Source organism: Agromyces sp. SYSU T00194, assembly GCF_040496035.1.
GTDB classification, from domain to species: domain Bacteria; phylum Actinomycetota; class Actinomycetes; order Actinomycetales; family Microbacteriaceae; genus Agromyces; species Agromyces chitinivorans.
On sequence record NZ_JBEPJZ010000001.1, the window covers coordinates 1195747 to 1207059 of the forward strand.

Consider the following 11313-nt stretch of genomic DNA (forward strand, 5'->3'; position numbering starts at 1 on the left):
CGGAGTCGTGAGCGGCCCGGCGTGAGGTACCCGCCGGGCCGCCCGGCGGCGCCTACTCGGTGCGGTCGGGGGACGCGGCGGACGCGGTCGGCTCGGCGGCATCCGCCTCGCCCTCTCCCCGGTCGTCGTCCGACGGCGACCCGTCGGCGTGGTGCCGGCGCTCGAGCGCGGCGCCCTCGACGTCGACGTTCGGGATGATGCGGTCGAGCCACTTCGGCAGCCACCAGGCCGAGCGGCCGAGCAGGTGCATGACCGCGGGCATCAGGAGCATGCGCACCACGAAGGCGTCGAGCAGGATGCCGACGGCGAGGCCGAACCCGATCGAGCGGATCATGGTCGACTCGGCGAAGATGAAGCCGCCGAACACCGAGATCATGATGAGGCCCGCCGCCGCGACGACCGAGCGGCCGGCGCGGAAGCCCTGCATCACGGCCAGGCGAGCGGGGGCGCCGTGCACGTACGCCTCGCGCATGCCCGAGGCCAGGAACAGCTGGTAGTCCATCGCGAGCCCGAACAGGATGCCGACCAGGATCACCGGCAGGAAGCTCAGGATCGGGCCGGTCGCGTGCAGGCCGATGAGCTCCGCGCCCCAGCCCCACTGGAACACCGCCACGGTCGCACCGTAGGTGGCGAACAGCGACAGGATGAACCCGCCCGTCGCGATGAGCGGCACGAGCAGCGACCGGAACACCACGATCATGATCAGCAGCGACAGGCCGACCACCACCGTGAGGTAGAGCGGCAGCACGTCGTTCAGGTTCTCGGAGATGTCGATGTTGATCGCGGCCTGGCCGGCGACGCCGAGCGCGTACTCGCCGTTCACCGGGGGCAGCTCGCGCAGGTCGCGCACGAGCCGGTCGGTCGAGACCGAGTTCGGGCCCTCCTCGGGCACGACCTGGAACGCGGCGAGCGTGCCGTCGTCGGAGACCGCGATCGGGGCGACGGCGACGACCGAGTCCTGCTCGGAGATGGCGGTGGCGATGTCGAGCTGCGCCTGCAGCTGCTCGGCGTCGTCCTGACCACCCGGGAGCTCGGCCGTGACGAGCAGCGGGCCGTTCGCGCCCTCGCCGAAGGCCTCGGCCGTCAGCACGTGCGCGACGTAGCCGGGCGACCCCTCGGGCTCGCTCGATCCGTCGGGCAGGCCGACCCGCATCGACAGGGACGGGATGGCGACGACGAGCAGCGCGACGATGGTGCCGAGCATGGTGAGCACGGCGCGCCAGGTGTTCATGGGCTTCGCCTTCGTGTCCTCGTGGTGCACGGTGCCGGCGGCCGCACGTGCCTTCCGGTTCAGCACGCGCATGCCGATGAGGCCGAGCAGGGCGGGGATGAGGGACGTGGCGATGAGGACCGCGACGAAGACCGCGAACGCGCCCACCGTGCCCATGAGGCCGAGGAAGGGGATGCCCGTGACGTTCAGCGCGAGCAGCGCGACGATGACCGTCGAGCCCGCGAACACGACCGCGTTGCCCGCGGTGCCGTTCGCCAGGCCGATCGACTCGTGCAGGTCGGCGCCCTCCAGCAGCTGCTTGCGATGGCGGTTGACGATGAACAGCGCGTAGTCGATGCCCACCGCGAGGCCCAGCATGATGCCGAGCACGGGCGTGACCGACGACATGTCGACGACGCCCGAGAACGCCATCGACCCGAGCACCGCGATCGCCACGCCCACGAGCGCGGTGACGATGGGCAGGGATGCGGCGATGGCCGTGCCGAGCATGACGAGCAGCACGATCGCGGCGATGATGAGGCCGGCGATCTCGCCGACGCCGACCAGCGACGGAACGGTCTGCGCGATGGTCGTCGACAGGCCCATCTCGGTGCCGTCGACCGGCGTCGCCTCGAAGTACTCGGCCGTGGCTTCCTTCGAGGCGGACTCGAGCTCGAGCAGCGACACCTCGTAGGAGATGTTGACGAGCGCGGTCGCGCCGTCCTCCGAGACGACGCCGATGCCGTCGGCGAGGGCGAGCAGTTCGGCGCCCTGCTCCAGCAGCTCGGCCTGCTCCTCGAGTTCGACCCGGCCGTCGTCGATCTGCTGCTGCTGGTCGGCGATCTCGTCGCGGCCCGCGTCGAGCTGCGCCTGCTGGGCGTCGAGTTCGGCCTGCTGCGCGTCGAGCTGCGCCTGCTGCGCGTCGAGCGCGGCGAGCTGCTGCGCCGGTGCGCCGGCGGCCTCGGCCTGGGCGCGAGCGGCGTCGAGCTGGGCTTGGCCGTCGTCGAGCTGCGCCTGCCCCGCGTCGAGCTGGTCCTGCCCCGCCTCGAGCTGGTCGAGGGCTGCGTCGAGCTGCTCTTGGCCGTCGTCGAGCTCGGTGCGGGCGTCGGCGATCTGCTCGCGCCCGTCGACGAGCTCCTGCTCGCGGTCGTCGAGCTCCTGCTGCGCGTCGAAGGGGTCGATGACGTCGGCGACCTCGGGCAGGCCGGTCGCGCCGGCGGCAAGCTCGCTGATGGCCTCGCGCTGGGCATCGGTGAACGGTTCGCCGTCGGTGGTGCTGTAGACGACCGTGCCGGACGCGCCCGCGTAGTCGGGGAGCTCCTCTGCGAGGGTGTCCGTAACCTCGCCGGAGGCGGTGCCCGGCACGTCGAAGCTCGTCGCGAGTCCCTTGAAGCCGACCGCGAAACCGACGCCCGCTGCGCCGAGCACGAGCACCCAGGTGAGGATCACCACCCACGCGCGCCGTGCGCTGAGCCTGCCGAGCCTGTACAGCAATTCGGCCATGCCGAGACCTCCCGTGTCGTGGATGCGGAAAAAGAATACGCAACGGTGCGTCTCGTTGACTGAGTATACGATGGGAGCATGACCGAGCGACGCCGCGGAGCCGTTCGCAGCGAGGCCGCACATCGCTCGATCCTGGAGGCGACGGCCGCCCTCTTCGCGGAGAAGGGCTACGACCACCTCACCATCGAGGGCATCGCCGCGCGCGCCCACGTGGGCAAGCAGACGATCTACCGCTGGTGGCCGTCGAAGGCCGAGGTCGTCGCCGAGTGCATGCTCGAGGGCGTGCTGCTGCCCGACCGGTTCACGCCGCCGACCGGTGGCCGCATTCGCGACGACATGATCGCCTGGATGGACGCGCTGATCGGCTTCGTGGGCAGCCAGGAGCAGTCGCCGCTGTTCCGCTCGCTGGTCGCGGCGGCCATGGACAACGCCGAGATCGGGCGGATGCTGCGCACGAAGCTCGGCGACGAGTCGGTGATGGTCCGCCGACTCCAGGCCGGGATCGCCGCCGGCGAGGTCGTTCCGGACGCACCGCTCTGGGACCTCTCCGAGGCGTTCGCCGGAATGATCGCGCTGCGCGTGCTGAGTCGCGCACCGGCCGAGGCGGGCGCGGCGGACCGCATGGTCGACGCGCTGCTCGGCCCCTACCTCACGTAGCCGCGCGCAGCGGGCGCCGCACCGCACGACGACGACGGGCCGGGCGGATGCTGCGTGGCATCCGACCGGCCCGTGGTGGTGCGCCCGTCGACCGGGCGCGGTGATCAGGTCGCCGACCAGCCGCCGTCCGAGGCGAGCACGACGCCGTTGATGTTCACGCCGTCGTCGCTCAGCAGGAAGGTGATCGACGCGGCGAGGGCCTCGGCCTCCGCGGCGTCTGGCAGGATCGCCATCGCCTGGCGCACGCGCTGCGCGCCGAGCGGCGAGGCGAAGGTGGCCTCGATGTTCGTGATCGTCGGGCCGGGTGCCACGGCGTTCACGCGCAGGCCGGAGGGGCCGTACATGAACGCGGTCGACTTGGTGAGGCCGACGACCGCGTGCTTCGACGCGGTGTAGGCGACGCCGGCGGCCGAGCCGCGGAGCGCCGCCTCGGAGGCGGTGTTCACGATGGAGCCCTTGCCCTGGGCGAGCATCGCGGGGATGACGGCGCGCGAGAGCTTCATGGTGCCGTCGACGTTCACCCGCATGACGCGCTCCCAGACCGCGTCGGTGAGCTCGCCGAGCGGGGTCATGTCGTCCATGATCCCGGCGATGTTCGCGAGGCCGTCGATGCGGTCGCCCGCGGCGGCGACGATCTCGGCGACCTTCGCGTCGTCGGTGATGTCGGCCACGAGGGTGACGATGTCGGCGGTGGGGAACTCGGCGGCGAACTCGTCGAGCCGCTCCTGCGACACGTCGACCGCGATCACGCGGCCGCCCTCGCGCGCGATGCGCGACGCGGTGGCCCGGCCGATGCCGGAGCCGGCGCCGGTGACGATGATCGTCTGCCCGCTGAAGCGGCCCTGGTCGATGCGCTCCTCCCACTCGGGCAGCTCGACCACGGGTGCGGCGGATGCCTCGGCCTCGGCCTCCTCGGCGGGTGCCTCGGGCGCGGCGGGGGCGCCCTCCGGCACGTCGCCGGCGGCGGCGCGCGCGACGAGGCCGTCGAGCATCTCCTGGCTGAACGAGCCCTTGCTCAGCTTGATGAGGCGCTTGATCGCGAGTCGCTGCACGGGGCGCATGACGTCGGCGTCCTGGCCCGACTGCGCGAGCATGTCGCGGAGGATCGGGCCGCCGACCGGGTGCTCCAGCCAGGTCTTGATGGAGTCGTTACCGGTGAGGGTCTTCGGAGTGCTCATGTCTGGTGTCCTTCGCTTGCGGTACGTCGATGTCGCATGGGTCGGCATCAGGAGCCGGCATCCGATGGGCGATCCCACCGGACATCGGTGTCCGGTAGTAGTGTAACTCGCATGCCGACCGATCGGAACGAGTTCGCCGAGGGCCGAAAGCCCAACCGCGGGCCGAGTGCCGGTCCGGGCAATCGTCGGGCGCTCGTCGCCGCCGCGCGCGAGGTGTTCGCCGAGCAGGGGCTCGCGGCGCCGCTCAGTGCGGTCGCCAGGCGCGCGGGCGTCGGGCAGGGCAGCCTCTACCGCCACTTCCCCGATCGGGTCTCCCTCGCCCTCGCCGTCTTCGACGAGAACCTCGACGCGCTCGAGGCGGTGGTCGCGCCTCCCGACTCGACCCTCGACGACCTCCTCGACCTCGTGATCGCGCAGGCCATGGTGTCGACGGCGATCATCGAACTGCTGCGCTCGCAGCGCAACGACGAGCGCGTCGCCGAACTGGGCGACCGACTGCACGCGGTCGTCGCCACCGCACTCGACCGCGAGCTCGACGCGGGCCGCATCGGCGCGCACGTCACTGCCGACGACGTCGAGCTCGCGATCAGCATGCTCACGCAGGTGCTGCCGGGCACGGATGCCTCGGAACGGCGCGCGGTCGCCGCCCGTGCGTGGGCGATCTTCCACGCCGCGTTCGCGCCGCGCAGCTGAGACGACGTGCGGGGCGCGGTGCGCCCGACCGGCGCTGCGGTCAGCCGACGGCCGGGGCGCCCTCCGTGCGGGAGCGCCCGCCACGACCGGGCCCGCCGCCGCGCGGCTCGCCCTCGGCCGCCGCGAGCTCGGACTTCCACTTCCGGAATCCGTCCTCGGTGCGGCCGCGACGCCAGTACCCCGAGATCGACACCTGGTCGCGGCCGAGGCCGCGCTCGCGCAGCAGGTACGGGCGCAGCCCGTGCATGACCTCCTGGGCCTCACCGTGCACGAACGCATGGACGCGCCCCTCGGGCCAGTCCAGCCCGCGGACCGCCGCGAGCAGCGCCCCGTCGCCGGTGCCGTGCGCGCGGTGGACGACCGTGAGGGTCGCGCGCGGCGGCAGGTCGATCGCCGGCTCTGCCGCCGGGGAGTCCACCAGCAGCACCACGCGCGCGATCGCGTCGGCCGGGAGCGCGTCGATCGCCGCGAGGATCGCGGGCAGCGCCGACTCGTCGCCGACGAGCAGGTGCCAGTCGGCGTCCGGGTCGGGCGCGTACGCGCCGCCCGGCCCGTTCACGAGGAGCGTGTCGCCCGGCGCGGCCGCGGCGGCCCAGGGACCGGCGACGCCCTCGTCGCCGTGCACCACGAAGTCGATCGCGAGCGTGCCCGCGTCGACATCGGGGAAGAGCGCCGTGTACGTGCGCACGTCGGGCAGTTGCTCGGGCGGCAGGACGCCCCGCAGCGCGCGGACGTCGAGGGGATCGGGGTACTCGACGCCGGGCTTGGGGAAGACGAGCTTGACGTAGCGGTCGGTGAACCGGCTCCCGGCGAACGCCGAGAGGTCGTCGCTGCGGAAGTGCAGCCGGCGCACGTCGGGGGTCACCCAGGTGCTGTCGGTGACGGTCAGGTGCGTGGGCACGGGGACTCCCTCGGTCTCGGTCGCGGGCCGCATCCGACTCTGCCACAGCAGTCGACGGATGCCGCATCCGTCGGTGCACGGAGAGGGTGCACGACGCGCACCGCTGCCGTCAGCTCCCGTCGGGTCGCCGACCCGCCCACGGGTCGTAGTCGACCTCGAGCGGCTCCTGCGCCGGGCGCTCGTGCTCCGGGACGTGCTGCAGGTTCACGCGGATGCGGTACCAGAGCGAGCTCGACCCGCGCATGCCGTCGACCAGCACGTCGGCCGGATGCAGCTGCGCGACGACGCCCGGGTGGCGCGCCTTCCAGCGCTCGAGGCCGTCGAGCGCCTCGTCCTGCGTCTTCGCGCGGGCGATCTCGAGCAACGGCATGGTCGAGGCGCGCCGACCCGATCCGTCGCCCCGCCTCGGCGGCGTCTCTGCGGGCCCGAGGCGCTCGGCCAGCTCGAGCAGGCCGTCCAGGTCTCCGGCGCCGTCGTCTATGCCGGCCCAGGGGTCGCCGCGCTCGGCGAACCGCTCGAGCACGGTCGCCACCGTGAATCGCTCCGGGCGCGAGCCCGGGACCTCGTTCCAGTCGAGCGGCGTCGAGACACGGGCATCCGCCACCGGGCGCACCGAGTACGCCGAGGCGACCGTGCGGTCCTTCGCGTTCTGGTTGAAGTCGACGAAGACGCTCTCGCCGCGCTCCTCCTTCCACCAGCGGGCGGTCGCGAGCCCGGGCGCGCGGTCGGCGATCTCGCGGGCGAGCGCCTCGGCGGCGAGCCGCACGTCGTGGAAGTCCCAGCGGGGCCGGATGCGCGCGTAGACGTGCATGCCGCGCGAGCCCGAGGTCTTCGGCCAACCGGTGAGGCCGTGCTCGGCGAGCACCTCGCGGGCGAGCATCGCGACGTCGACGATCTGGCGCCAGTCGACCCCGGGCATGGGGTCGAGGTCGACCCGCAGCTCGTCGGGGTGGTCGAGGTCGGCGGAGCGCACCGGATGCGGGTTGAGGTCGACGCAGCCGAGGTTCACGGCCCACGCCAGCCCAGCGGCATCCGTCAGCACCGCCTCCTCGGCCGACGTGCCCGACGCGTAGTGCAGCGTCGCCGAGCCGACGAAGTCGGGGCGGTTCTCGGGGACGCGCTTCTGGAAGAACGCCTCGCGGTCGATGCCCTTCACGAAGCGCTTGAGCACCATCGGGCGGTCGCGCACCCCGCGCAGGGCGCCGTCGGCGACCGCGACGTAGTACCTGACGAGGTCGAGCTTGGTCAGCCCGGCGACGGGGAAGACGACGCGGTCGGGGCTCGAGACGCGCACCTCGTGGCCCGCGACCTCGATGAGTTCCTGCTTCCGCGCGGGAGAGGCCACGGGGTCAGCGTATTCCCGGACTCCGCCGCGCGCGAGGGCGGGCGCGGGCCGGTGGCACGCCTTCTGCTCAGGCGCCGCCGGCCGCCGGGCCCGGCTCCGCCTGCACGAAGTCGATGTGCATGGCGGTCTGGGCGAGCGCCGACATGAGGAAGAAGCCCTGCAGGTTGGCCCAGCCCGCCGACCAGGTGAGCTCCGACGCGACCTCCCACACCGTGTGCGCCCGGTCGCGCTGGAGCACACGATGCACCTCGCGGGAGCGCCGCAGGTGGTGCGCTGCCGTGCTCGCGCAGCGCGCGGCCACGCCGCGGAACCGGTACTCGTGACCGGGTGCGGCCTCGTCGTCGTCGAACGCGGTGATGCGGTCGAGCGAGGCCAGGTACTCGGCGAGGGGATTCGCGGCGCCGTGCGCGCCGAGGCCCACCCCGGGGTGGATCGTCGGCAGCAGCAGGTCGCCCGTGAACAGCACGCCCGCGTCCTCGTCGCGCAGGCAGACGTGGCCGGTCGTGTGGCCCGGCGTGTGCACGACCCGTACGGTACGGCCCGGGATCGGCAGCAGGTCGCCGTCGTCGACGGTCGCGTCGGCCTGCGGGCGGTCGACGCGCTCGTCGGCGTGCAGGTCGAGCTCGGGTCGACGGGCCGCGGGCACGCCCCAGCGGTCGATGGCGCGGGATGCCGCGTGGGCCGGCCGCCGGCCGGCCATCTCGCGTACCGCGCGATCCTCCTCGCGGTGCAACACGATGCGCGCGCCCGTGGCGTCGCGGAGGTCGCCGGCGCCGCCGAGATGGTCGGTGTGCAGGTGGGTCGCGGTGATCGTGCGGACGTCTGCGAGGCCGGCCCCCATCGACGCGAGCCCGCGGGCGAGCACGTCGAGGTGGCCGTGCGTCGGCCAGCCGGGGTCGATCAGGTGCACGCCACCGTCGCCGCCGCGGACCGCGTAGCAGAGGTTGTAGGGGAGGTGCCCGCCCGGCATCGGCACCGGGATCGACCACCACCCGCCCGCGAACGCCTCCGTCTCGGGCATCTCGCCCACCGTCGCAGCCGCGTGCTGGGCCGGTGCCGTGGGCGCGAAGGTCGTCATCGTCACGCGCTCCACAGTACGGCACGGGTCTTCGTCGTACACTTCGGGTCCGCTCGGGGTCGCCGCTCCGTGCAGCTGTGTTTCGTGCTCCGCTGCGGCGCCGGCCACGGCGTGGCCGAAGTCGACGGGAACGCGGCGTGTCGCGGCGAGGCTCGGCGCAAAGTGTCCGTGTCCGTGACGTGTGCGCGTCGAACCGCGCGTGGGCGATGAGCGCGGCGCACGATCGCACCGCACGATCGCCGCATGGAAATAGAACGTTTCACGGGTTTCACGTATCCTCGTCCGCACTGACGCGCTCACCCCCGCGACGCAGGTCGCGCTGGGGCCGGCAGGGATGCCGGGTGAGTCGCGAGTGATGACGGGTGCAGCGGATGCCGCGCGGGTCGTCGCCGACTCCGGGGCGCGAACCGGTGGCACCGAGCCGCCGGATGCGGTGGGCTGCGCCCGACGGCCCGCCGGGAGTCCGCATGCGGACACCGCCGCGCTCCGGCTGCGGCGGGAAGGAACATCTCCGATGTCACTCAGCCCGGAGGAACAGCGCCGCACGAGCGCCGAACTGCACGCCAACCTCGACCGCTGCGGGCTCGGCCCCGGCGAGATCCGCGCCGACCTCGGCATGAGCGCGCACCAGCTGAACGAGACCCTCGCGGTCTCGGACGACGCCCGGCCCACGGACGTGTGGCTCGTGCGCGACTACCTCGAGAAGCTCGTCGTCGCGCGCGGCGGCACGCCCGTGCCCTACACCGTGCTGACCGAGCGGATGCGGCAGGTCGCCGCCTCCTGGTACCCGCTGCGCACCGCGCCGACGCCCGTGATCCGGTCGCACGAGGCGGATGCCGCGGGCGGCACGCGCGCCGCGGCGCTCGCGCACTCGGGCTGAGCGTCCACACCCGACCGGGCTCGCCCCGACGCCCCGCTAGCATCGGCGCAGGTCGCCGACCCTCGTCATCCGCGCACCCGAGCCGCACGAGGCCGAGGCGCTCGCCCGCCTGCACGTCGAGACGTGGCGCGAGACGTACACGGGCCAGCTGCCCGACGAGTACTTCGGCGAGCGGATGCTGGAGCAGCGGCGTGGTCTCTGGAACGCGATCGTGTCCGACCACGATCGTGACGACCTGCGCGTCGCGGTCGCGGAGGCCGACGGCACCCTGGTCGGCTTCGCCTGCAGCGGGCGGCCGCAGGACCCGCAGCATCCGCCCCGCCTGCGCCAGCTCTACATGGTCTACGTCTCGCGCTCGCACCACGGCACCGGTGCGGGCCAGGCGTTGATCGACGCGGTGCTCGGCGACGAGCCCGCGTACCTGTGGGTGGCGAAGGAGAACCCGCGGGCGCAGGCGTTCTACGCGCGCAACGGATTCGCGTTCGACGGGGTCGAACACCCCGACGAGCACGTCGAGACCTTCATCGAGGCGCGCATGGTGCGCTGACGCGCCCGCCCACCGGCGTCCGCGCCGCTACGCCTTGAGGAACGCCCAGAGCGAGGCGGCGAGTCCGACGCCGCCGACGAGCGCGATCAGACCGATGACACTCCACAGGATGGTTTCGACCATGCCGTCAGTCTGCCGCCGTCGCGGTCGGGGGTCAACGGTCGAGCGGGCTCACTCGCCGCGGCTCGCCGCGAGTTCGCGCGCGGTGGCGATCGCCCGGCTGAGCGTCTCGGCGTCGCCGCCCGCACGCGCCGCCGCGTAGCCCACGAGGAACGTCGTGAGCGGTGCCGCGGGGCGCACCACCTGATGGGCGGCGTCGCCAGCGAGGGACAGCAGGTCGGCGATGTCGCCCGGTGCGTCGGCGACGCCCAGCGCCGCGGCGAGTTCGGTCCACCACTGGTCGAGGATCTCGGGAGCGTCGTCAGCCATGTGCGCCATTGTCCTCCGGTCGGCCGGTTGCGTCCACGGGAGGGTGGTGGCGGGCCCGGCGGCCCGGCCTCGGTCCCGATCGCTGCGAGCCGATCGTGGGCGACCGCCGGGTCGGTTCAGGCCGGCGGATGCCCCGGGTCGAGGTCCACGCCGAGCTGGGCGGCATCCGCGGCGGTGTCGAGGTCGCGCAGTGCGTCGGCGGGGAGCGGCACCTCGGTGAGGTCGAGGGGGTCGATGAGGCGGCGCAGGGGGAGGCCGTCGAGTGGGCCGAGGGCCGACTGCGCCGTGAGGGCATCGCGGAGTGCGGGGCCGCGGTAGATCGCGAGGAGCGGCTGGCGGCGGCCGTCGGGGTCGACGGCGATGACGCCGTCGGAGGTCGGCCCGCCCTGGGCGGTCCCGGCCGCGGCGTGGGCTTCGGGTCGCACGCTTCCGGGTGCAGCGATGCCTTCGTGTGGGACGGTCTCGGCTGCGGCGGCGCTTGGCGCGACGACGGCCGGGTACGCCGCGACGAGTGCGGCGACCGCGGCGGCCGGGTCGACCAGGTCGGCGGCCAGCAGCACGACGGGGGCGTCGCGCGCGGGCAGGGCCGCGAGTCCGGCGGCGATCGCCGGAACCGGGCCGCCGAGCGGCGGGTCCTCGCGCACGAGCGTGTGCCCGGCGACGTGAGCCGCGAGCGACGGCGGGCCGACGACGACGATGCGGGAGGCATCCGTCACCGCATCGAGCACGCCGTCGAGCAGGGAGCGCCCGCGCCGCCGGAGGAGGGGCTTCTCGACCCCGCCGAGCCGGCTGCCGCGCCCGCCCGCGAGCACGACCGCGTCGTACGTCCCCACCTCGCTCATGTCGCCACCATATTCGCGAGAGTGCGGCACTTTTCAGGAGCGCGCCGGCT

The 11313-nt window shown here is 73.5% G+C and carries 11 protein-coding genes; 4 read left to right on the forward strand and 7 right to left on the reverse strand.

Annotated elements, in window-relative coordinates; all coding sequences use genetic code 11:
• Nucleotides 1-52: 52 nt before the first annotated feature.
• Nucleotides 53-2713 carry an MMPL family transporter gene (locus ABZK10_RS05580; protein ID WP_353808188.1) on the reverse strand — a complete coding sequence of 887 codons (2661 nt, stop codon included), beginning with the start codon at nucleotides 2711-2713 and terminating at the stop codon, nucleotides 53-55.
• 78 nt (nucleotides 2714-2791) lie between these two features.
• Between ABZK10_RS05580 and ABZK10_RS05585 the strand changes: the two genes are divergently transcribed.
• Nucleotides 2792-3370 carry a TetR/AcrR family transcriptional regulator gene (locus ABZK10_RS05585; RefSeq protein ID WP_353808189.1) on the forward strand — a complete coding sequence of 193 codons (579 nt, stop codon included), beginning with the start codon at nucleotides 2792-2794 and terminating at the stop codon, nucleotides 3368-3370.
• 104 nt (nucleotides 3371-3474) lie between these two features.
• On the opposite strand, the gene ABZK10_RS05590 is transcribed toward ABZK10_RS05585, so the two are convergent.
• On the reverse strand, nucleotides 3475-4548 hold the full coding sequence (locus ABZK10_RS05590) for an SDR family NAD(P)-dependent oxidoreductase (protein WP_353808190.1): 1074 nt from the start codon (nucleotides 4546-4548) through the stop codon (nucleotides 3475-3477).
• A gap of 111 nt (nucleotides 4549-4659) precedes the next feature.
• On the opposite strand from ABZK10_RS05590, the gene ABZK10_RS05595 reads away from it, so the two are divergent.
• Nucleotides 4660-5241, forward strand: a complete 582-nt coding sequence (locus ABZK10_RS05595) for a TetR family transcriptional regulator (protein ID WP_353808191.1) — start codon at nucleotides 4660-4662, stop codon at nucleotides 5239-5241.
• A 40-nt stretch (nucleotides 5242-5281) separates the two neighbouring features.
• On the opposite strand, the gene ABZK10_RS05600 is transcribed toward ABZK10_RS05595, so the two are convergent.
• From ABZK10_RS05600 to ABZK10_RS05610, 3 genes are all read right to left on the reverse strand, one after another.
• Nucleotides 5282-6142: a siderophore-interacting protein gene (locus ABZK10_RS05600; RefSeq protein ID WP_353808192.1), complete on the reverse strand. Its 861-nt coding sequence runs from the start codon at nucleotides 6140-6142 to the stop codon at nucleotides 5282-5284.
• Between the two features lie 109 nt (nucleotides 6143-6251).
• Nucleotides 6252-7487 carry a non-homologous end-joining DNA ligase gene (gene ligD, locus ABZK10_RS05605; RefSeq protein ID WP_353808193.1) on the reverse strand — a complete coding sequence of 412 codons (1236 nt, stop codon included), beginning with the start codon at nucleotides 7485-7487 and terminating at the stop codon, nucleotides 6252-6254.
• Between the two features lie 67 nt (nucleotides 7488-7554).
• Nucleotides 7555-8565: an MBL fold metallo-hydrolase gene (locus ABZK10_RS05610; protein WP_353809616.1), complete on the reverse strand. Its 1011-nt coding sequence runs from the start codon at nucleotides 8563-8565 to the stop codon at nucleotides 7555-7557.
• A 514-nt stretch (nucleotides 8566-9079) separates the two neighbouring features.
• On the opposite strand from ABZK10_RS05610, the gene ABZK10_RS05615 reads away from it, so the two are divergent.
• Together ABZK10_RS05615 and ABZK10_RS05620 are read left to right on the forward strand one after the other, a co-directional pair.
• Complete coding sequence (locus ABZK10_RS05615; protein ID WP_353808194.1) at nucleotides 9080-9445, forward strand: DUF2316 family protein; 366 nt, start codon at nucleotides 9080-9082, stop codon at nucleotides 9443-9445.
• Between the two features lie 148 nt (nucleotides 9446-9593).
• Nucleotides 9594-9992: a GNAT family N-acetyltransferase gene (locus ABZK10_RS05620; RefSeq protein ID WP_353809617.1), complete on the forward strand. Its 399-nt coding sequence runs from the start codon at nucleotides 9594-9596 to the stop codon at nucleotides 9990-9992.
• Between the two features lie 171 nt (nucleotides 9993-10163).
• Here the strand turns inward: ABZK10_RS05620 and ABZK10_RS05625 are convergent, their stop codons facing one another.
• Together ABZK10_RS05625 and mobA are read right to left on the reverse strand one after the other, a co-directional pair.
• Nucleotides 10164-10421, reverse strand: a complete 258-nt coding sequence (locus ABZK10_RS05625; protein ID WP_353808195.1) for a DUF6457 domain-containing protein — start codon at nucleotides 10419-10421, stop codon at nucleotides 10164-10166.
• Between the two features lie 116 nt (nucleotides 10422-10537).
• Entirely contained in the window at nucleotides 10538-11263 is a 726-nt protein-coding gene (gene mobA / locus ABZK10_RS05630; RefSeq protein ID WP_353808196.1) for a molybdenum cofactor guanylyltransferase, read from the reverse strand.
• Nucleotides 11264-11313: the final 50 nt, after the last annotated feature.